A 19,342-nucleotide genomic window follows, 5' to 3' on the forward strand; every position below is an offset into this window, starting at 1 on the left:
GGCGCCGCGGTCGTCAGTCGAGGGCGTCGCGCGCCTCCGCGGCGCGACGCTCGCGCTCGGCGACGCGGCGCGCTGCGGCCTCCCGGACGTCGACGGCGGCGCGCTCGTCGGCGCGTGCGGCATCGAGCTCGCGACGGAGGCGCGCGAGATCGCGGTGCAGCTCCGCTGCGCGCTGCTCGAGATGCTCGGCGCGCTCGCGCGCCGTCGTCTCGGCAGCCTCCGCGCGATGCAGCGCGCTCGCGGCGTCGCTCGCCTCCCGCTCGGCCTCGCGCACCGCGCGCTCCACCGCCTTCCGCGCCCGACGCTCCGCGACCTCGTCGCGACTCGCCCGCGGCACGGCGGGCGGAGGCGCGCCACCGGCGAGCGCACCCGTCAGGTCGACGCCCTCGAGCCCGACGGCCTCCAGCGCACGCACGAGCCTGCCGCTCGCGACGGCGCGGCCCGCAGCCTCGTCGAGCATGGCGGCCGTGAGCGTGCGCTCGACGTCCTCGCGCGCCGCAGCGCTCACCTGCACCCTGGCCGTCTCGGCGATGGCCACGGCATCCGCCGCGAGGCGCGAGACGAGCTGCCGCCGCTGCGCGGACAGCACCCGCAGCTCCGCGCCGTCGAGGTCGTCCTGCGCGTCACGAAGGGATGCGGCGAGCTCGAGCATGCGCGCCACCTCGCCGGGTCGCTCGCGAGCGAGCGCATCCACCGTCCACGCGGCGACCGTCGGGCGCCGCAGCGCGCGGATGCCGCGCGCGAGGTCGCGGTCGCCCTCTGCCTTGGCACGCGCATCCCGTGCGGCGGTGAACGCCGCGGGCTGCTCGCGCAGCAGCTCGGCGGCGATGGCGTCGAGATCGGTCACGACCCCATCCTCCCGTCGAGGCCACGACGGCGACAGGGTTCGGGCGCCGGCGCCGACGTGCCGGACCCGAGGCTCAGTCGGCGCGCACGAACCGCGCGACGCACTCGACGTGGTGCGTGTGCGGGAAGAGGTCGAACGCCTCGATCGGGCCGAGGTCGTAGCCGGCATCGACCAGCAGGCGCGCATCGCGCGCGAACGCGACGGGATCGCACGCGACGTAGACGACCTGCCTCGGCGCGAGCTCGACGAGCGACGCGATCGTCTCGCCACCCGCACCCGCGCGCGGCGGGTCGAGCACGACCGTCGCAGCGCGCAGCCGGTCGCGCTCCGCCGCGGATGCCTCCCGCGCGGTGTCGCGCAGGAAGCGATCGACCTTCGCGGTGATCGCGAGCGCCCCCACCCACTCCGACAGGTTCTCGGCCGTGTGATCGGTCGCGACCTCGTCGGACTCGACGCTCGTCATGCGAGCCTGCGGGCCCAGCACGTCGCCGAGCGCCGTCGCCAGCAGGCCGACGCCGCCGTACAGGTCGAGGTTCGCCGCCTTCGGGTCGACGAGCGCCGGGTCGATCGCGCGCCGCACGGCGCCGACGAGCACGCTCGGCGCCTCGCGGTGCACCTGCCAGAAGCCCGAGCGATCGACCTGCAGCTCGCGGTCGCCCACGCGCTCGACGATCGTGTCGGTGCGTCCGCGCACCGGATCGCCCTCGGTCGCGATGACGTCGACCGAGCCGTCGGAGCGCTGCACGTAGTCGACGCGCGTCGCCCCCGGCAGCCGCAGGTCGAGCTGCGCCTGATCCTGGATGCCCTCGGCGGCGAGCGGCAGGCTCGTCACCGGCACGACGGTGTGGCTGCGCGCCGCGAACGGCCCCTGGCGGCCGTCGTCGTCGACCTGCAGCGTCACGCGGGTGCGCCAGCCGCGTCCGCCGCGCACGTCGTCGCCCGGCGCCAGCTGCACCCGCACGGTGCGCTCGATGCGGCCCGTGCGGCGCAGCGCATCCTCGACGACGCGCTGCTTCAGCATGCGCTGCGCCGCGAGGCGCACGTGGCCGAGCTCGGCCCCGCCCGCACGACGCTCCGGCGATCGCTCGATGCCCGCCTCGGGCCACACGTGCGGCACGCGGTCCGGCGACGCCTCGAGCACCTCGAGCGCCTCGGCACGGCCGAACGACTTCTTGAGCTCGGTGACGCGCACGCGCACCGTCTCGCCGGGGAGGGTGTCCGGCACGAAGAGCACGCGGCCCTCGTGCCTGCCGACGAAGACGCCGCCGTGCGCGACGTTGTCGATCGTGAGTGCGAGCTCGTCTCCGCGCTGGATGGGCATCCCCCGATCCTCCCACGCCACCCGCGCCGCGCGCGTGCCGCTAGCCGCGCCGCTGCCTGCGCAGGGTCTCGACGACCCGCAGCCAGATCTCGCTCGCCGTCGGGTACGCGGGCACCGCGTGCCACAGGCGCGCCGTGGGCACGCTCGCCGCGACCGCGACGGTCGCCGCGTGCAGCAGCTCGGCGACGCCGTGACCCACGAGCGTCGCGCCCACGAGCACGTCGCGGTCGGCGTCGACGATCGCCACGACCGTGCCGCCCGCGTCGTCGCGGGCGAGCGCCGTGCCCGCGACCGCGAGGTCGATGGCGACGCGCTCGACGCGGATGCCCGCACCCTCCGCCTCGCGCTGCGTCATGCCGACGGCGGCGACCTCCGGGTCCGTGAACACCACCTGCGTCAACGGGTCGTCCGCGACGCCGACGACGTCGTCGGCGCTGCCGCCCTCCGCGACGCGTGCGACGACCTCGCCCGCGATGCGCGCCTCGTGCTTGCCCATGTGCGTCAGCTGCCACCTGCCCGCGACGTCGCCAGCCGCGTACAGCCAGCCCTCGGCGCCGGCGACCCGCTGCAGCCCGTCGACCTCGATGCCGTCGAGCCCGACCGCCTCGAGGCCGAGGTCGTCGGTCGCGGGGCGCCTGCCGGTCGCGACGAGGATCTCGTCGGTCACGATCTCCTCGCCGTCGATCGTCGTCGTCACGGCTCCGCCGTGCACGTGCCCCGTGCCGGTGTCGCGCGGATCGTCGCGTCGCACCGCCTGCACGTCGACGCCGAGGCGCACGTCGACGCCGGCGGCCCGCAGGCCCTCCTCCACCGCCGCGCCCGCCTCCGGCTCGAGGCGCGACAGCAGCCCGCCGCGCACCGCGAGGGTCACGCGCGCGCCGAGCGCCGCGAGCCACGTGGCCGCCTCGCACGCCACGACCCCGCCGCCGACGACGAGGATCGATCCGGGCACCTCGTGCATCGACGTCGCATCGCGCGAGCCCCACGGCAGCGCATGCTCGAGCCCCTCGATGGGCGGGGCGACCGGCACCGAGCCCGTCGCGATCACGACGGCGTGCCGTGCGACGAGCGTCGTGTCGCCCACGACGACCGTGCGCTCGCCGACGAGCCTGCCCCGACCGCGCACGACCTCGATGCCCGCGCCCTCGGCCCATTGCACCTGACCGCCGTCGTCCCATCCCGACGTGAACGCGTCGCGCCTCGCGAGCACCGCCTCGACGTCGAGCGGCGCCTGCGCGCCGAGCCCCGGCATGTGCTGCGCGAGCGAGCGCACCGATGCCGGCACGAGCAGCGCCTTCGACGGCATGCACGCCCAGTACGAGCACTCCCCGCCCACGAGCTCGGCCTCGACGAGCACCGCCGTGCGACTCGATCCCTCGATCGCGTACTGCGCGGCGTTCTCGCCGACCGGTCCGCCTCCGATCACGATGACGTCGTGCGTGGGCTCGTTCGCTGCTGGCATGCCCTCACGCTACGAGCACGCGGACGCCTCCGCCAGCGCTTGCGCCGCCGCTAGCCTGACGGACGATGCGCTTCCATCTCGCCTCCACCTCCCCCGCCCGCCTCATGCTCATGCGGCAGGCGGGCATCGAGCCCGTCCTCCTCGCGAGCGACGTCGACGAGGACCTCGCCGTGGAGGCGTTCGAGGCCGAGCACGGGCCGGCCACCACGGCGCAGGTGGTGCAGCTGCTCGCTCGCGCGAAGGCCGAGGCCGTGCTGGGCCGCGAGCCCGAGGGGCGGCCGATGGATGGGCTGCTGTTCGGCGGCGACTCGGCGCTCGAGCTCGACGGCGCGACGCTCGGCAAGCCGCACACGCCCGAGCGCGCACGACAGCGGTGGCTCGCGCAGCGCGGCCGCGAGGCCGTTCTGTACTCCGGCCACTGGCTCGTGCGCCTGGAGGAGGGCCGCGTCGTCGGCGCGGCAGGCGCGACCGTCGCGGCCCGGCTGCGCTTCGCCGACCTCGCCGACGACGAGATCGACGCCTACGTCGCGACGGGCGAGCCGCTCGAGGTCGCCGGTGCCTTCACGATCGACTCGCTCGGCTCGGCCTTCGTCGACGAGATCCACGGCGACCCGTCGACCGTCATCGGCATGAGCATCCCCACCGTGCGCCGTCTCGCTCGCGAGCTCGGCGTCGCCTGGCACGACCTCTGGAACCGCTGACCCGCCTTCATGCGCGGACGGCGGCCCGGCCGAGGCCGAGCCGCCGCCTGCGGGGGCGCATGCGTCAGGTCTGCGGCTGCGCCTCGACCGACGCCGCCGACGCCTGCCCCTCGTCGCCCCGCTCGATGTCGAGGTCGACCGCCGCCTGCTGGAACTGCGCGTCGTAGAGCCTGCGGTAGGCACCGTGGTGCTGCAGCAGCTCGTCGTGCGTGCCCTGCTCGACGATGTCGCCGTGCTCCATCACGAGGATGACGTCGGCGTCGCGGATGGTCGACAGGCGGTGCGCGATGACGAACGACGTGCGGTCCTGGCGCAGCGCCGCCATCGCCTGCTGCAGCAGCAGCTCGGTGCGCGTGTCGACCGATGACGTCGCCTCGTCGAGGATGAGCACCGACGGCCTCGCGAGGAACGCGCGCGCGATCGTGACGAGCTGCTTCTCGCCCGCCGAGAGGTTCGAGGCCTCCTCGTCGAGCACGGTGTCGTACCCGTCGGGCAGCGACTGCACGAAGCGGTCGACGAACGTCGCCCGCGCCGCCTCGAGGATGTCCTCCTCCGTCGCGGTGGGGCTGCCGTAGGCGATGTTGTCGCGGATCGTGCCGCCGAAGAGCCACGTGTCCTGCAGCACCATGCCCGTCTGCTCGCGCAGCGCGTCGCGCGTGAGCGTGCGCGTGTCGACGCCGTCGAGCGTGATGCGACCCGCATCGATCTCGTAGAACCGCATGAGCAGGTTCACGAGCGTCGTCTTGCCCGCGCCCGTCGGCCCGACGATCGCGACGGTCTGCCCCGGCTCGACCGACAGCGACAGGTCGCTGATGAGCGGCTGCGCAGGGTCGTACGCGAAGGCGACGTGCTCGAAGGCCACGGCACCCGTCGTCGCCTCGATCGTGCCGCCGTCGGCGTCCGACTCCTCGTCGTCGGCGTCGAGCAGCTCGAAGACGCGCTCGGCGCTCGCGGCGCCGGACTGCACCATCGTGAACGTCTGACCGAGCTGCCCCAGGTTCTGCGAGAACTGCTGCGAGTACTGGATGAAGGCCTGCACGTCGCCGATGCGGATCGACCCGTTCGCGACGAAGAGGCCGCCCGCGACGGCCACGAGCACGTAGCCGATGTTGCCGACGAACGTCATGAGCGGGAAGACGAGCCCCGAGAGGAACTGCGCCTTGAACGACGCCTGGAACACCGCCTCGTTCTCGGCCTGGAACTGCTCGCGCACCTCGCGCTCCTTGCCGAAGACCTTCACGAGCGCGTGACCCGTGAACGACTCCTCGACGAGGCCGTTGAGGCGGCCCGTGCGCCTCCACTGCTCGGCGAACAGCCCCTGGGCGCGGCCCATGACGAGACCCAGGATCACTCCCGTGAGCGGCACCGAGATGAGCGCGATGAGCGCGAGCCACACGTTGATCGTGAGCATCATGATGAGCACGCCGACGATCGTCAGCACGCCTGTCACGATCTGCGACAGCGTCTGGCTCATCGACTGCCCCACGTTGTCGAGGTCGTTCGTGACCCTCGAGAGCAGCTCGCCGCGCTGCATGCCGTCGTAGTAGCGCAGCGGCAGGCGGTGCACCTTGTCCTCCACGTCGGAGCGCAGACGCGCGACGGTGCGCTGCACGACGCGGTTGACGAAGTACCCCTGCACCCACTGGAAGACGCTCGCCATGACGTAGAGCGCGAGCACGAGCATGAGCGTCTGGCTGAGGGCCGTGAAGTCGATGCCCTGGCCGGGCTGCAGGTTCGGCATCGCCGCGACGATGTTGGCGAAGTCGTCCTGCCCCTGGTCGCGCAGGCCCTCGACGATCTGCTCCTGCGTGGCACCGGCGGGCAGCTGCTGCTGCACGAGGCCCTGCACGATGAGGTTCGTCGCCTCGGCGAGCACGCGCGGCGCGACGACGTTGAGCGCGATGCCCGCCGTGCCGACCACGAAGACCACGGCGAGCAGCGCCTTGAACGGCGCGAGCATCCCCAGCAGTCGCTTGAGCGTGGGCAGCAGCGCCTTCGCCTTGCCGGGAGGTGCCTCCCAGTCGTCGGCGCCGCGACGCGCGGCCTCCGCCAGCTCCGCCTCGAGCCGCTCCTCCTCGGTGAGCTCGCGCTCGACCCGGGGCTCCTCCTGCATGCGAGCCATCGTCAGACCTCCACGGCCATCTGCGAGTCGACGATCTCGCGGTACGTGTCGTTGGATGCGAGCAGCTCGTCGTGGGTGCCGAGGCCCACGACCCTGCCGTCGTCGAGCACGACGATGCGGTCGGCCTCGACGATCGTCGAGACGCGCTGCGCGACGACGAGCCTCGTCGTGCCCACGACGTCGGTGGCGAGCGCGGCGCGCAGGCGGGCGTCGGTGCCGAGGTCGAGCGCGCTGAACGAGTCGTCGAACACCAGGATGGGCGGCCGCTTCACGAGCGCCCGTGCGATCGCGAGCCGCTGACGCTGTCCACCGGAGACGTTCGTGCCGCCCTGCGAGATGGGGCTCTCGAGCCCCTTGTCCTTCGCGCGCACGAAGTCGGCGGCCTGCGCCGTCTCGAGCGCTGCCCACAGCTCGTCGTCGGTCGCGTCCTCCTTGCCGTACCGCAGGTTCGACGCGATCGTGCCCGAGAACAGGTACGGCTTCTGCGGCACGAGGCCGATCGAGGCCCACAGCGCCTGCTCGTCGGCGTCGCGCACGTCGAGCCCTCCCACGGACACCGAGCCGGTCGTGACGTCGAACAGGCGAGGGACGAGGTTCACGATCGTCGTCTTGCCCGCACCCGTCGACCCGATGATCGCGACGGTCTCGCCGGGCTCGACCCGGAACGAGACGCCCTCGAGCACCGGCGTCTCGGCGCCGGGGTAGGTGAAGGTGACGTCGTCGAAGACGATGCTGCCGGGCGTCGGCTGGTCGGCGCGCGCCGCGGTCGACGTCGCGACCGACGGCTGGGTCTCGAGCACCTCGGTGATGCGACGGGCACCCACCGCGGCCCTCGGGATCATCATCGTGAGGAACGTCGCCATCATGACGCCGAAGAGGATCTGCATCAGGTACTGCAGGAACGCCATCATCGTGCCGACCTCGAGCGTGCCCTGGTCGACGAGCTGCGCGCCGAACCAGATGACCGCGACGCTCGAGGCGTTGACGATGAGCATCACGAGCGGGAACGTGAGCACGAAGAGGTTGCCCGTGCGCAGCATCGCGTCGGTCACCCCGTCGTTCGCCTGCTGGAAGCGTGCGCGCTCGCGACGCTCCTGCACGAAGGCGCGCACGACGCGGATGCCGGTGAGCTGCTCGCGCATGACCTGGTTGATGCGGTCGATGCGCTCCTGCAGCAGCACGAAGATCGGCACGAGGCGCGAGACGATGACGCCCATCACCAGCACCATGAGCGGCACGATGATCCAGATGAGCCGCGAGAGCTCGGCATCGGCGCGCACGGCCATCACGACGCCTCCGATCGCGAGCATCGGCGCCGACATGAGCATGGTGCAGCCCATGAGCACGAGCATCTGCACCTGCTGCACGTCGTTCGTGTTGCGCGTGATGAGGCTCGCAGCGCCGAAGCGCTGCACGTCGCGCTCGGAGAACGAGGCCACGCGCCCGAAGATGCGGGCACGCAGGTCGCGACCGGCCGTCATGGCCAGTCGTGCCCCGAAGAGGATGGCGAGCGCGTTGGCGATCACCTGGCCGAGGCTCACGAGCAGCATCTCGCCGCCGAGCCTCCAGATCGTGTCGGTGTCGCCCTGCAGCACGCCCTCGTCGATGATGTCCGCGTTGATCGTGGGCAGCATGAGCGAGAGCAGCGCCTGCGTCATCTGGAAGACGACGACGAGGATGAACGCGACCCACGACGTGCGGATCGCGGCCGTGATGAGCCTCCACAGCTTCATGTGCGGCTCTCCTTCCGGTCGGTGCGGGAGATCCCGTGCAGCAGGATCCCGGTGACGTCTGACATGTCCATGGCCGCGCGGTCGCCCCAGCCGGTCGCGGCGGCGAACGTCAGGGTGCGCAGCGCGTCCGCCGCGACGAGCGGGGAGACGGCGAGCTCGTCGTGGTGCTCGGCGAGCAGCGACGCGATGCGGTCGCGCAGCTCGTCGAACCGCGGGTCGTCTCGACGGCCCTCGGCGAGCAGCACGGGGCCGAGCGCGATCGCCATCTGGAAGATGGTCGAGAAGCGCACCGTGAGCACGCCGGCGATCGCTCGGATGGTGGTCTCGAGCGACTCGTCGGCGAGGTCCTCGAGGTCGCGGAGGTCGTAGGCGACCTCGGCCGTGCGGTCGAACAGGGCGCGCAGCAGCGAGTCCTTGTCGCCGAACGATCGGAAGAGGGTGCCCTCGGCGACGCCCGCGGCGTCGGCGAGCTGCCTCGAGGTGATCGCGGCGCCGTGCTCGAGCACGACGGGGACGATCGCGTCGAGGATCTGCAGCTGCCGATCCTCGAGCGTCATGCGGGTGGGGGGCGCCATCGATCGACGATGCTACTGAGTGAGCACTCACTCCGCAACGCGCGCATCCCCCGGGCTCCCGTTCCTGTGGGGATCGGCAACGGATGCCGCCGCCGCGTTGTCGACGTCCGCCGAGAGCGCGCATCCGGGCTCGCGTAGGCTCGGTGCTCATGCCCCCCATCACGAAGGTCCTCGTCGCCAATCGCGGCGAGATCGCCGTCCGAGTCATCCGAGCCGCGAGGGACGCGGGGATCGGCAGCGTCGCCGTCTACGCGGAGCCCGATCGCGACGCGCAGCACGTGCAGCTCGCCGACGAGGCGTACTCGCTGCACGGCTCGACGAGCGCGGAGTCGTACCTCGTGATCGAGAAGATCCTGTCGGTCGCTCGCCGCTCGGGCGCCGACGCCGTGCACCCCGGCTACGGGTTCCTCGCCGAGAACGCCGAGTTCGCACGCGCCGTCATCGACGCGGGCATCACCTGGATCGGCCCGAGCCCCGACGCCATCGAGGCCCTGGGCGACAAGGTCTCGGCGCGCCACATCGCCGAGAAGGTCGGCGCTCCCCTCGCGCCCGGCACGCTCAACCCCGTCGCGACCGCCGACGAGGTCGTCGCCTTCGCCGACGAGGTGGGTCTCCCCGTCGCGATCAAGGCCGCGTTCGGCGGCGGCGGCCGCGGCCTCAAGGTCGCCCGCACCCGCGAGGAGATCCCCGAGCTCTTCGACTCCGCCACGCGCGAGGCCGTCGCGGCGTTCGGTCGCGGCGAGTGCTTCGTCGAGAAGTACCTCGACCGCCCGCGCCACGTCGAGACGCAGTGCCTCGCGGATGCGCACGGCAACGTGGTCGTCGTCTCCACGCGCGACTGCTCGCTGCAGCGTCGTCACCAGAAGCTCGTCGAGGAGGCGCCCGCGCCCTTCCTCTCCGACGAGCAGGTCGCACGGCTCTACGAGTCGTCGAAGGCCATCCTCAAGGAGGTCGGCTACGTCGGCGCAGGCACGTGCGAGTTCCTCGTCGGCCGCGACGGCACGATCTCCTTCCTCGAGGTGAACACGCGACTCCAGGTCGAGCACCCCGTGTCCGAGGAGGTCACGGGCATCGACCTCGTGCGCGAGCAGCTCCGCCTCGCCGAGGGCGGCGTGCTCGACTACCCCGACCCCGAGGTGCGCGGCCACTCGTTCGAGTTCCGCATCAACGGCGAGGACCCGGGCGCCGGCTTCATCCCCGCCCCGGGCCCCGTGCGCGCCTTCTCCCCTGCCACCGGCCCCGGCGTGCGCGTCGACTCCGGCGTCGTCTCCGGCGACGTGATCGGCGGCCAGTTCGACTCGCTGCTCGCGAAGCTCGTCGTCACGGGCGCCACGCGCGCCGAGGCGCTCGACCGCGCGCGCCGCGCCCTCGCCGAGTTCCGCGTCGAGGGCCTGCCGACGGTGCTGCCCTTCCACCGCGTCGTCGTCGACGACCCCGCCTTCGCACCCGAGGGCGACGAGCCCTTCTCGATCTACACCTCGTGGATCGAGACCGAGTTCGCGAACGACATCCCCCGCTGGGGCGGCGAGGCCGGCGAGATCGGCGGGCCCGAGGCCCGACGCGAGGTGGTGGTCGAGGCCGACGGCAAGCGCATCGCCGTGTCGATGCCCGCACGCCTCTTCCCCGAGACCGTCGCGACCAAGGGCCCCGCGCCCAAGCGCACCCGCATCGCCGCCGCAGGCGGGGCCACGGGCGGCACCATCGCATCCCCCATGCAGGCCACCGTCGTGAAGGTCGCCGTCGAGGAGGGCCAGCAGGTCGTCGCCGGCGACCTGCTCGTCGTGCTCGAGGCGATGAAGATGGAGCAGCCCATCCAGGCGCCGCGCGACGGCGTCGTGACGGCGCTCGACGCGACGATCGGCACGACGATCGCGAGCGGCCATCGCCTGCTGGTGATCGCCGACCCGGAGGCCTGACCCTCCCCCACCCTGCGCGTTCGCGTCTCGCAGGCGATCCCGGGTGGTCGAGGGAAGATGCCCCTCTGCGTCCCCGGATCGCCTGCGAAGCGCAAGCCGCTCAGCGTGCACCACGATGGCGGTGGCGGTCGGCGCGCACCATGCGCCGGATGTCGGCGAGCACGCGATCCCAGTCGTGGAGCACCTCGGCGTCGGTGAAGCGCAGCACGTCGTCGCCGCGCAGCTGCAGCTCGCGGTCGAGCCATCGGTCGCGCTGGAACCCCTCCACGAGCGCGTGGTGCTCGCGCCCGTCGATCTCGAGGATGAGGCGCTCGCCGAGGCGGAAGTCTCGGGGTCCGAGGCCTGGCACGCGACGCTGGGTCTCGACGCGGATGCCTGCCTGGCGCAGGCGCCACCGCACGATGCTCTCCCCGCCCGCACCGGCCCCGGGGTCGACGAGACGGGCGAGCATCCGCCCGTGCGCCGTGCCGTCGAGCACGCCGCGGAGCCAGGGCAGCCAGCATCGGCCCTGGTGGGTGGCGCTGTCGAGGACCGCGAGCGCGAGCTCGGCGGGTTGGCGCTCGACGACGTGCTGCAGCGATCCCTCCGAGCGATTCGAGCACCTGCACCACGTCCACGACGCGAAGCCTGCCGTCGCGGGCACGCTCGCACGGCCCGATGCTGGCCGCGTGTGGACGGTCGATCCTGCCGCTGCGCTGTGGAGACCCGCGCCGGGCACCCGTCGCGCATCGCGTCTCGCAGGTGATCCCGGGGGTCGGAGGGAAGATGCCCCTCGGCTGCCCGGATCGCCTGCGAGACGCATCTCCGCAGGGCGACGCGAACGAGGCCCGGTCGAGATCCGCGCCGCCCACGATGCCGTCGTCGGCCCGATCCGCCGCGGGAGGAGGCGTGACCCTCGATCGCGCGCGTCACGCGCGCATCCCCACCGCTCGCGTCGACAGGTCCGAGTAGGCTGGCACCATGCACCTCGTCGCCGAAGCATCGCACCTCGACGCCACCGTGTCGCCGACGGATCCGTTCACCGCGATCATCCTCGTGGCGTGCGGTCTCGGCGCCATCGCGATGGTCGCGCTCGTCGGCGTCGCCCTCGCGACGCTGTTCGGCCGCGCCGACTGAGGCCCGCGCGCACGCGTCACCCCATGGGGAGGACGCGGCGCCACTCGACGTGCCCTCCCGTGGGCACGTGCGCGGCGATGCGCCGCGCGACGGCCTCGTCGTCGACGTCGATGAGGGAGAAGCCGCTCACGACCTCGGTGCGCTCGGGGCACGCGCCGTCGGAGAAGACGGCGTCCTCCTCGCGGCGGCCCTCGCCGCCGGGCGTCGCGCGTCCGCCGCAGCGCGCGCTCTGCAGCGCCTGGCCGCCGACGATCGTGCCGCCGAGCTCGCGCACCCGCTCCTCGAAGGCACCGAGCTCGCCGAGCTCCACGGCCGCGCTGCCCCGGCGCGTCGCGTCCGCCGTCATGGCGCCTGCGTCGGGTCGTCGAGCATCGCGGGGCAGCCGTTCGCGATGGCTCCGGGCCGCAGCTCGAAGTGCCACGACTCGTTGGCGTACGTCTGGCAGAGCCCGAAGGCCCACCCCTCGGCGGCGAGCCACGCCGCCGCATCCCAGCCCCCGACGTCGACGGCGTCGCCCGTGACGTGCGACGAGCGCTCGGGCGTCGACACCCACCGCGCCGCCTCCTCCGCCGACCCGTAGGTCGTCACGGCGTCGTCGAGCATGCGCTGCTGCAGCGCCGCCGACCGCCATCCGGAGTTCACGACGAGCACGATGCCGCGCTCGGCGGCGGCGTCGGATGCGGCGCGCACGGCCGAGCGCAGGTCGGGGTCGAGGTTCGCGATGGCGGGCACGTCGTCCCACGCCGAGACCGGACCGCCCGGCAGCGCACCATCGTCGGCGCCCGGCGTCGGATCGACCACGTGGTCGACGGCGCGCTCGACGACGGCGAGCGCAGGGAGCGGTGGCGACGCGGCGCCGAGCGCCTCGAACGTCGCGACGGGCACCGCGACGCCGGCGACGGCGACGACGGCCGTGGCGAGCAGGGCGCGGCGGCGAGCGCGACTCGCGCGGCGCGCGGTCGCGGTGGCAGCGGCGGTGACGGCGGTGGCGGTGGCGGTGGCGGTGGCGGTGGCGTGCATGCATCCATCCCACGCGCCCGCATGTCGCGAGAGCGTCTCGAGATCCCGATACGCCGGCGATACGCGCCCCTCCGTACGATCGGGGTCATGCGCGTCCTGGTCCTCGAGGACGAGCCCTACCTCGCGGAGGCGATCCGCGACGGCCTACGGCTCGAGGCGATCGCGGCCGACCTCACCGGCGACGGCGACGCCGCCCTCGAGCTGCTCGCCCTCACCGACTACGACGCGGCGGTGCTCGATCGCGACGTGCCGGGACCCACGGGCGACGACGTGGCCCGCAGCATCGTCGCGAGCGGCACGGGCACGCCCATCCTCATGCTCACGGCCGCCGACCGACTGGGCGACAAGGCCTCGGGCTTCGAGCTCGGCGCCGACGACTACCTCACGAAGCCCTTCGCGATGCAGGAGCTGGTGCTGCGGCTGCGGGCCCTCGATCGTCGGCGCACGCGCCCGCGTCCGCCGGTGCGAGAGATCGCGGGACTGCGGCTCGACCCCTTCCGCCGCGAGGTGCACCGCGACGGGCGCCACGTGGCGCTCACGCGCAAGCAGTTCGCAGTGCTCGAGGTGCTCGTCGACGCGGGCGGAGGCGTCGTCAGCGCCGAGACGCTGCTCGAGCGCGCCTGGGACGAGCATGCCGACCCGTTCACGAACGCCGTGCGGATCACGGTCTCGACGCTGCGCAAGCGGCTCGGCGAGCCGTGGCTCGTGCGCACGGTGCCGGGCGTCGGCTACCGCATCGCCGCTCCCGAGGAGGATGCGGATGCCGCCGGCCGGTGAGCGCCGACGGCCCGGCGCGAGCGTGCGGCTGCGGCTGGCCGTCTCGTACGCCGCGGTCGTGGTGGTCGCGGGCGCGCTGCTGCTCGCGGTCGTGTGGGTGTTCCTGCTGCGCTACGTGCCCGCCGGTCCCATCGACGCCGCGGCGGGCTTCGTCCCGAGCCGCGGCGACCTGCTGCGCGCGTTCGTGCCCCCCGCGGCGCTCGCGATGGCCGGGCTCCTCGTCGTGGGGCTCGCGGGCGGCTGGCTGCTGGCAGGCAGGATGCTCGCTCCCCTCGCCCGCATCGGCGACGTCGCACGGCTCGCGGGGCAGGGCTCGCTGACGCACCGCATCCGCCTCGAGGGCCGCGGCGACGAGCTGCGGGAGCTCGCCGACGTGCTCGACGGCATGCTCGATCGACTCGAGGCGCATGTCGCCGAGCAGCAGCGATTCGCGGCGAACGCGTCGCACGAGCTGCGCACGCCGCTCGCCACGACGCGGGCGCTGCTCGACGTCGCACGCAGCACGCCGCCCGGCGACGTGCCCGCGCTGCTCGAGCGCCTCCACGACGTCAACGGCCGCGCGATCGACCTCACCGAGTCGCTCCTGCTCCTCGCACGCGCCGACGGCCGCGCGTTCGATCGCGAGCGCGTCGACCTGTCGCTCGCCGCCGAGGACGCCGTCGAGACCCTCCTGCCGCGTGCGGAGGCCCGCGGCATCGTGGTCGAGGCGGCGACGGAGGCCGCACCGGTCGTCGGCTCCCCCGCGCTGCTGCACCAGCTCGCCGCGAACCTCGTCGACAACGCCATCGTGCACAACCTCCCGGCGGGCGGGCGCATCCACGTCGCCACCGGCGTGCGGCACGGCGTCGCGGCGCTCGACGTCGAGAGCACGGGGCCGCTCGTGCCGCCCGACGTCGTGCACACCCTCACGGAGCCCTTCCGTCGCGCCACCGACCGCGTGCACGAGCGCGAGCGCCCGGGTGTGGGGCTCGGCCTCGCGATCGTGCGCAGCGTCGTCGCGGCGCACCACGGCACGCTCGTGCTGCGGGCGCGCGTCGACGGGGGCCTCCGGGTCTCCGTCGAGCTGCCCCTCGCATCCTGAGCGACGCACGGCGCTCCTCGGGCAGACTGGCCGCATGCGCACCGCCCGAGTCGTCTCCGTCAACCGCGACGACCGTCACCGCTTCTCGAAGCCGCCCCGCGACTCCATCACCCTGATCGCCGGCATCGGCGTCGAGGGCGACGCGCACGCGGGCGCCACCGTGCAGCATCGCTCGCGCCTACGTCGCGACGCCGCGCAGCCGAACCTGCGTCAGGTGCATCTCATCCATCGCGAGCTCTTCGACGAGGTCGAGGCGGAGGTCGCCTCCGGCGATCTCGGCGAGAACGTCACGACCGAGGGCATCGCGCTGCTCGAGCTGCCGCGCGGCACGCGCCTGCGGCTCGGCGCCGACGCGATCGTCGAGGTGACGGGCCTGCGCAACCCCTGCTCGCAGATCGATCGCTTCTCGCCGGGGCTGCTGCGCGAGGTCGTCGGTCGCGACGAGGACGGCGCCATCGTGCGCCGCACGGGCGTCATGGCCGTCGTCGCCGCGGGCGGCGTCGTGCGCCCGGGCGACGCGATCGTCGTCGAGCTGCCCGAGGGGGCTCGGGAGCCGCTGCAGCCCGTGTGAGGGCGGACGGTCAGTCGGTGACGCGGTGCATCGCGCGCGCTGCGTCGGCGATGGATCCCGTCAGCGACGGGTAGACGGGGAAGACGCGCGCGACCATGTCGACCGTGAGCCGGTGCTCGGCGGCCATCGCGATCGGGTAGATGAGCTCGGATGCCTTCGGCGCCACGACGACGCCGCCGATGACCGTGCCCGAGCCGGTGCGCGCGAACAGCTTCACGAAGCCGTCGTCGACGCCCATCATCTTCGCGCGCGGGTTCGTCGACAGGTGCACCGTGTGGATCTCGCCCTGCGCGATGCCCTCCTCGATCTCCTTCGACGTCCACCCGACGGTCGCGATCTCGGGCTGCGTGAAGATGTTCGACGCGACGGTGCGCATCGAGATGGGGTTCACGGCGTCGCCGAGCGCATGGAACATCGCCGTACGGCCCTGCATGGAGGCGACGGATGCGAGCGGCAGCGCGTTCGAGCAGTCGCCGACGGCGTAGACGCTCGGCAGGTTCGTGCGCGCGACGCGGTTCACGAGGATGTGGCCGGAGTCGGTCAGCTGCACGCCGGCCTCCTCGAGGCCGATGCCCGCCGTGTTGGGGATGGAGCCGACGGCCATGAGGCAGTGCGAGCCCTCGACGGTACGGCCGTCCGACAGCGTCACGACGACGCCGTCGTCGCTGCGCTCCACACGGTCGGCGCGCGACTTCGCGAGCAGCGTCATGCCCTGGCGGATGAAGACGTCCTCGATGACGGCCGCCGCGTCGGCGTCCTCGCCGGGCAGCACCTGGTCGCGGCTCGACACGAGCGTGACCTTCGAGCCGATGTTCGAGTACGCGCTCGCGAACTCGGCACCCGTGACGCCGGAGCCGACGACGATGAGGTGCTCGGGCACCTCCTCGAGGCCGTACAGCTGCGTCCACGTGAGGATGCGCTCGCCGTCGGGCATCGCCGTGGGCAGCATGCGGGGGCTCGCACCCACGGAGATGACGATCGTGTCGCCCTCGAGCTCGTCGAAGTCGGCACCCTTGCGCCCCGTCGAGACCGCGACGCGCGTCGGCGAGACGAGGCGACCCTCGCCCTGCACGATGTGCACGCCCGCGCGCTCGAGGTCGGCCGACATGTCGATCGACTGCTGCGCCGCGAGCGACAGCAGCCGGCGGTTCACGGCGCGGAGGTTGACGGCGACCTCTGGCTTCGAGGGCCTGCCCGACTCGCCGCGCGCGTAGAGCTGCACGCCGAGGCCCGACGCGGCACGGATGGCGGCGGCCGACTCGGCGGTCGCGATGAGCGACTTCGATGGCACGACGTCGGTCAGCACCGCCGAGCCGCCGACGCCGACGCGCTCGACGAGCGTGACGTCGGCACCGAGCTGCGCGCCCGCGAGCGCCGCCTCGTACCCGCCCGGTCCGCCGCCGACGATGACCACACGCTGCTGCCGCTCGAACACGCTCACCCGACGATTCTCGCAGCATCCGGCACCGGCCCGCTGCGCGCCCCGGCGCGGCGGGCGGGCTGCCGGCGCCGCCTAGAGTGGCTGCATGAGCCAGCACCCCCTCGACGCCGCGGGAGCCGACCCCATCGAGGTCGCCCGCGCAGCCGCCGCCGACATCGCCCGCATCACGGGCGTCGAGCGGCACGACATCGCTCTCACCCTGGGCTCCGGATGGGCGAAGGCCGCCGAGCTCCTCGGCGACACGACGCACACGATCGACGCCACCGAGGTGACGGGCTTCTCCCGCCCCGCGCTCGAGGGCCACTCGGGCACGATCCGCTCGGTGCTGCTCGCCGACGGTCGACGAGCCCTCGTCATCGGCGCCCGCACGCACTACTACGAGGGCCACGGCGTGCGACGCGTCGTGCACTCGGTGCGCACGGCCGCGCAGGCAGGCGCCTCGATCATGGTGCTGACGAACGGCGCGGGCGGCATCCGCGAGACGTGGACGCCGGGCCAGCCCGTGCTCATCTCCGACCACATCAACCTCACCGCCGACTCGCCGCTCGAGGGTGCGACGTTCGTCGACCTCACCGACCTCTACTCCGCGCGGCTGCGCGACGTGGCCCGGTCGGTCGACGCGAGCCTCGACGAGGGCGTCTACTGCCAGTTCCGCGGCCCCCACTACGAGACGCCCGCCGAGGTGCAGATGGCGAAGGCGATCGGCGGCCACATCGTGGGCATGTCGACGGCACTCGAGGCCATCGCGGCCCGCGAGGCGGGCATGGAGGTGCTGGGCCTCTCGCTCATCACGAACCTCGCCGCCGGCATCCAGCAGACCCCGCTGAGCCACGAGGAGGTCATCGAGGCGGGTCGCGCGGCCGAGCCCGTGATCTCGCGCCTGCTCGCCGACGTCGTCGCCGCGACGGGCCGCGCGTGAGCCTCGACGCGGCGCGCGCCTGGCTCGCGCAGGACCCCGACCCCGTCACGCGCGACGAGCTCTCGGCGCGCATCGCCGCCGCCGAGACCGGCGACGAGTCGGCGATCGCGGCGATCGCGGATGCCTTCGGCGGCCGCCTGCAGTTCGGCACCGCCGGGCTGCGCGGCGAGCTCGGCGCCGGTCCGAATCGCATGAATCGCGTGCTCGTCGCGCAGGCGACCGCGGGCTTCGCGCGCTTCCTCGTCGAGCGCGAGGCGGAGCCGTCGATCGTCATCGGCTACGACGGCCGCACCAGCTCCGACGTCTTCGCGAGCGACGCCGCCGCCATCATGGCCGGCGCCGGGGTGCGGGCCACGCTGCTGCCGCGCGCGCTGCCGACGCCGGTGCTCGCCTTCGCGGTGCGGCACCTGGGCGCGAGCGCCGGCGTGATGGTGACGGCGAGCCACAACCCGCCGCGCGACAACGGCTACAAGGTGTACCTCGGCGGCGACGACGCCGGCAGCCAGATCGTCGCGCCGGTCGACGCCGAGATCGCGGCCAGGATCGCCGACGTCGCGGCGTCGACGACGTTCGCCGATCTGCCGCGCGGCGACGTCGAGGTCGCGGGCGACGACGTCTGGCACGCCTACGTGCGTGCGACGGCCGCTCTCGCGGGCACCCCGGCGTCCGAGCCGCAGACCGTCGTGTACTCGGCGATGCACGGCGTCGGCAGCGCGACGGTGCGCGCCGTCGTCGAGGCCGCGGGCTACCCCGCGCTCGTCGAGGTTGCCGAGCAGGCCGAGCCCGACGGCGCGTTCCCGACGGTCGCGTTCCCGAACCCGGAGGAGCCGGGCGCCATGGATCTCGCGTACGCGACGGCCGACGCCGCGGGCGCCGACCTCGTGCTCGTGAACGACCCGGACGCCGACCGGCTGTCGGTCGCGATCCCCGACGCCGAGCGCGACGGCGGCTGGCGTCAGCTCACCGGCAACGAGGTGGGGCTGCTCCTCGGCTGGGATGCCGCGCGCTCGGCGCACGGCGAGGGCGTGCTCGCCGCATCCATCGTCTCCTCCCCGGGCCTGCAGGCGATCGCCGAGGCCCACGGCCTCGCCTTCGCGACCACCGCGACGGGCTTCAAGTGGATCTCGCGCGTGCCTGACCTCGTCTACGGCTACGAGGAGGCGCTCGGCTACCTCGTGAACCCCGGCACGGTGCGCGACAAGGACGGCATCTCGTCGCTCGTGCGGGTGCTGACGCTCGCGAACGACCTGCACGCGCGCGGCTCGTCGCTCGCCGACGAGCTCATCGCCCTCGCCGCCGAGTTCGGCGGCTTCGCGAGCGGCCAGGTGAGCCTGCGCGTCGCCGACCGCAGCCGCATCCCCGCGATCGTGCAGCGGCTGAAGGACTCGCCGCCCGCCGAGCTCGCGGGCAGCGCCGTCGTCGCCGCCGACGACCTGTCGACGCCCGAGCACGGTGCGATCGGCGACATCCTGCGTCTCACGCTGGCCGATGGCGCGCGCGTCATGATCCGCCCGTCCGGCACGGAGCCGAAGGTGAAGGTGTACGTGGATGCCGTGTCGACGCACGGATCGCCGCACGAGCGCCTGCACGCCGCCGAGCAGCGCGTCGCAGCGCTCGAGGAGGCGATGCGCCCGCTGCTCGGCTGAGCGCGGGCGCGGGGATGCGCGCTGAGCGACATCTCGCGTGCACCATGCACGTGCGGCGCCGCTCAGCGCGCATCCGTGCCACGAGGGCCCGCGG

General features: G+C 73.5%; 18 protein-coding genes. 8 read left to right on the forward strand and 10 right to left on the reverse strand.

Annotated elements, in window-relative coordinates; translation table 11 throughout:
• Positions 1-13: 13 nt before the first annotated feature.
• The 3 genes from ACFQPP_RS10055 to ACFQPP_RS10065 all read right to left on the reverse strand — a co-directional run bounded on the left by ACFQPP_RS10055 (position 14) and on the right by ACFQPP_RS10065 (position 3,630).
• Entirely contained in the window at positions 14-847 is an 834-nt protein-coding gene (locus ACFQPP_RS10055) for a transposase (RefSeq protein WP_376916447.1), read from the reverse strand.
• A 73-nt stretch (positions 848-920) separates the two neighbouring features.
• Positions 921-2,168, reverse strand: coding sequence for a class I SAM-dependent RNA methyltransferase (locus ACFQPP_RS10060; protein WP_376916448.1), 1,248 nt, complete (start codon positions 2,166-2,168; stop codon positions 921-923).
• Positions 2,169-2,208: 40 nt separating this feature from the next.
• Positions 2,209-3,630 carry a dihydrolipoyl dehydrogenase family protein gene (locus ACFQPP_RS10065; protein ID WP_376916450.1) on the reverse strand — a complete coding sequence of 474 codons (1,422 nt, stop codon included), beginning with the start codon at positions 3,628-3,630 and terminating at the stop codon, positions 2,209-2,211.
• A 65-nt stretch (positions 3,631-3,695) separates the two neighbouring features.
• Here ACFQPP_RS10065 and ACFQPP_RS10070 point away from each other — a divergent pair, with 65 nt between their 5' ends.
• Positions 3,696-4,331 carry a Maf family protein gene (locus ACFQPP_RS10070; RefSeq protein WP_376916452.1) on the forward strand — a complete coding sequence of 212 codons (636 nt, stop codon included), beginning with the start codon at positions 3,696-3,698 and terminating at the stop codon, positions 4,329-4,331.
• Between the two features lie 64 nt (positions 4,332-4,395).
• Here the strand turns inward: ACFQPP_RS10070 and ACFQPP_RS10075 are convergent, their stop codons facing one another.
• The 3 genes from ACFQPP_RS10075 to ACFQPP_RS10085 are packed head-to-tail and all read right to left on the reverse strand — an operon-like array spanning position 4,396 to position 8,761.
• Positions 4,396-6,444: an ABC transporter ATP-binding protein gene (locus tag ACFQPP_RS10075; protein ID WP_376916453.1), complete on the reverse strand. Its 2,049-nt coding sequence runs from the start codon at positions 6,442-6,444 to the stop codon at positions 4,396-4,398.
• An 11-nt stretch (positions 6,445-6,455) separates the two neighbouring features.
• Entirely contained in the window at positions 6,456-8,186 is a 1,731-nt protein-coding gene (locus ACFQPP_RS10080; protein ID WP_376916455.1) for an ABC transporter ATP-binding protein, read from the reverse strand.
• Positions 8,183-8,761, reverse strand: a complete 579-nt coding sequence (locus ACFQPP_RS10085; protein WP_376916456.1) for a TetR/AcrR family transcriptional regulator — start codon at positions 8,759-8,761, stop codon at positions 8,183-8,185. Before ACFQPP_RS10085 ends, ACFQPP_RS10080 begins: the two co-directional genes overlap by 4 nt.
• A 149-nt stretch (positions 8,762-8,910) precedes the next feature.
• Between ACFQPP_RS10085 and ACFQPP_RS10090 the strand changes: the two genes are divergently transcribed.
• A complete protein-coding gene (locus ACFQPP_RS10090) occupies positions 8,911-10,677 on the forward strand; it encodes an acetyl/propionyl/methylcrotonyl-CoA carboxylase subunit alpha (protein WP_376916457.1) in 1,767 nt (588 codons plus the stop codon).
• A gap of 100 nt (positions 10,678-10,777) precedes the next feature.
• On the opposite strand, the gene ACFQPP_RS10095 is transcribed toward ACFQPP_RS10090, so the two are convergent.
• Positions 10,778-11,320 carry an endonuclease domain-containing protein gene (locus ACFQPP_RS10095; RefSeq protein ID WP_376916458.1) on the reverse strand — a complete coding sequence of 181 codons (543 nt, stop codon included), beginning with the start codon at positions 11,318-11,320 and terminating at the stop codon, positions 10,778-10,780.
• Positions 11,321-11,637: 317 nt separating this feature from the next.
• Between ACFQPP_RS10095 and ACFQPP_RS10100 the strand changes: the two genes are divergently transcribed.
• The gene (locus tag ACFQPP_RS10100; protein ID WP_376916459.1) at positions 11,638-11,793 is read left to right on the forward strand and encodes a hypothetical protein; all 156 of its coding nucleotides are present in this window, start codon (positions 11,638-11,640) and stop codon (positions 11,791-11,793) included.
• Positions 11,794-11,809: 16 nt separating this feature from the next.
• Here ACFQPP_RS10100 and ACFQPP_RS10105 read toward each other — a convergent pair whose 3' ends face one another.
• Positions 11,810-12,139 carry a hypothetical protein gene (locus tag ACFQPP_RS10105; protein ID WP_376916460.1) on the reverse strand — a complete coding sequence of 110 codons (330 nt, stop codon included), beginning with the start codon at positions 12,137-12,139 and terminating at the stop codon, positions 11,810-11,812.
• Positions 12,136-12,813 carry a M15 family metallopeptidase gene (locus ACFQPP_RS10110; RefSeq protein ID WP_376916461.1) on the reverse strand — a complete coding sequence of 226 codons (678 nt, stop codon included), beginning with the start codon at positions 12,811-12,813 and terminating at the stop codon, positions 12,136-12,138. Before ACFQPP_RS10110 ends, ACFQPP_RS10105 begins: the two co-directional genes overlap by 4 nt.
• An 87-nt stretch (positions 12,814-12,900) precedes the next feature.
• On the opposite strand from ACFQPP_RS10110, the gene ACFQPP_RS10115 reads away from it, so the two are divergent.
• Genes ACFQPP_RS10115 through ACFQPP_RS10125 form a run of 3 tightly spaced genes read left to right on the forward strand, consistent with a single transcriptional unit; the run spans position 12,901 to position 15,242 of the window.
• Positions 12,901-13,590, forward strand: coding sequence for a response regulator transcription factor (locus ACFQPP_RS10115; RefSeq protein WP_376916462.1), 690 nt, complete (start codon positions 12,901-12,903; stop codon positions 13,588-13,590).
• Positions 13,574-14,671, forward strand: a complete 1,098-nt coding sequence (locus tag ACFQPP_RS10120) for a sensor histidine kinase (protein WP_376916464.1) — start codon at positions 13,574-13,576, stop codon at positions 14,669-14,671. The genes ACFQPP_RS10115 and ACFQPP_RS10120 overlap by 17 nt, the downstream gene beginning before the upstream one ends.
• Before the next feature lie 34 nt (positions 14,672-14,705).
• Positions 14,706-15,242 (forward strand): MOSC domain-containing protein, encoded by a 537-nt coding sequence (locus ACFQPP_RS10125; protein WP_376916465.1) that lies wholly within the window; start codon positions 14,706-14,708, stop codon positions 15,240-15,242.
• Between the two features lie 10 nt (positions 15,243-15,252).
• Here ACFQPP_RS10125 and ACFQPP_RS10130 read toward each other — a convergent pair whose 3' ends face one another.
• Complete coding sequence (locus tag ACFQPP_RS10130; protein WP_376916466.1) at positions 15,253-16,683, reverse strand: NAD(P)H-quinone dehydrogenase; 1,431 nt, start codon at positions 16,681-16,683, stop codon at positions 15,253-15,255.
• 85 nt (positions 16,684-16,768) lie between these two features.
• Between ACFQPP_RS10130 and ACFQPP_RS10135 the strand changes: the two genes are divergently transcribed.
• Together ACFQPP_RS10135 and ACFQPP_RS10140 are read left to right on the forward strand one after the other, a co-directional pair.
• Positions 16,769-17,602, forward strand: a complete 834-nt coding sequence (locus tag ACFQPP_RS10135; protein WP_376916467.1) for a purine-nucleoside phosphorylase — start codon at positions 16,769-16,771, stop codon at positions 17,600-17,602.
• On the forward strand, positions 17,599-19,248 hold the full coding sequence (locus ACFQPP_RS10140; protein WP_376916468.1) for a phospho-sugar mutase: 1,650 nt from the start codon (positions 17,599-17,601) through the stop codon (positions 19,246-19,248). Before ACFQPP_RS10135 ends, ACFQPP_RS10140 begins: the two co-directional genes overlap by 4 nt.
• Positions 19,249-19,342: the final 94 nt, after the last annotated feature.

Origin of the sequence: Agrococcus sp. GCM10030265 (assembly GCF_042666675.1) — a bacterium.
Lineage (GTDB): Bacteria > Actinomycetota > Actinomycetes > Actinomycetales > Microbacteriaceae > Agrococcus.

What these genes read in the sequence shown, in the direction of transcription:
- ACFQPP_RS10060 (WP_376916448.1), bottom strand. Translation starts at nt 2,168, where the DNA reads ATGCCCATCCAGCGCGGAGACGAGCTCGCACTCACGATCGACAACGTC.
- ACFQPP_RS10065 (WP_376916450.1), bottom strand. Translation starts at nt 3,630, where the DNA reads ATGCCAGCAGCGAACGAGCCCACGCACGACGTCATCGTGATCGGAGGC.
- ACFQPP_RS10070 (WP_376916452.1), top strand. Translation starts at nt 3,696, where the DNA reads ATGCGCTTCCATCTCGCCTCCACCTCCCCCGCCCGCCTCATGCTCATG.
- ACFQPP_RS10075 (WP_376916453.1), bottom strand. Translation starts at nt 6,444, where the DNA reads ATGCAGGAGGAGCCCCGGGTCGAGCGCGAGCTCACCGAGGAGGAGCGG.
- ACFQPP_RS10080 (WP_376916455.1), bottom strand. Translation starts at nt 8,186, where the DNA reads ATGAAGCTGTGGAGGCTCATCACGGCCGCGATCCGCACGTCGTGGGTC.
- ACFQPP_RS10085 (WP_376916456.1), bottom strand. Translation starts at nt 8,761, where the DNA reads ATGGCGCCCCCCACCCGCATGACGCTCGAGGATCGGCAGCTGCAGATC.
- ACFQPP_RS10090 (WP_376916457.1), top strand. Translation starts at nt 8,911, where the DNA reads ATGCCCCCCATCACGAAGGTCCTCGTCGCCAATCGCGGCGAGATCGCC.
- ACFQPP_RS10100 (WP_376916459.1), top strand. Translation starts at nt 11,638, where the DNA reads ATGCACCTCGTCGCCGAAGCATCGCACCTCGACGCCACCGTGTCGCCG.
- ACFQPP_RS10105 (WP_376916460.1), bottom strand. Translation starts at nt 12,139, where the DNA reads ATGACGGCGGACGCGACGCGCCGGGGCAGCGCGGCCGTGGAGCTCGGC.
- ACFQPP_RS10110 (WP_376916461.1), bottom strand. Translation starts at nt 12,813, where the DNA reads ATGCACGCCACCGCCACCGCCACCGCCACCGCCACCGCCGTCACCGCC.
- ACFQPP_RS10115 (WP_376916462.1), top strand. Translation starts at nt 12,901, where the DNA reads ATGCGCGTCCTGGTCCTCGAGGACGAGCCCTACCTCGCGGAGGCGATC.
- ACFQPP_RS10120 (WP_376916464.1), top strand. Translation starts at nt 13,574, where the DNA reads ATGCCGCCGGCCGGTGAGCGCCGACGGCCCGGCGCGAGCGTGCGGCTG.
- ACFQPP_RS10125 (WP_376916465.1), top strand. Translation starts at nt 14,706, where the DNA reads ATGCGCACCGCCCGAGTCGTCTCCGTCAACCGCGACGACCGTCACCGC.
- ACFQPP_RS10135 (WP_376916467.1), top strand. Translation starts at nt 16,769, where the DNA reads ATGAGCCAGCACCCCCTCGACGCCGCGGGAGCCGACCCCATCGAGGTC.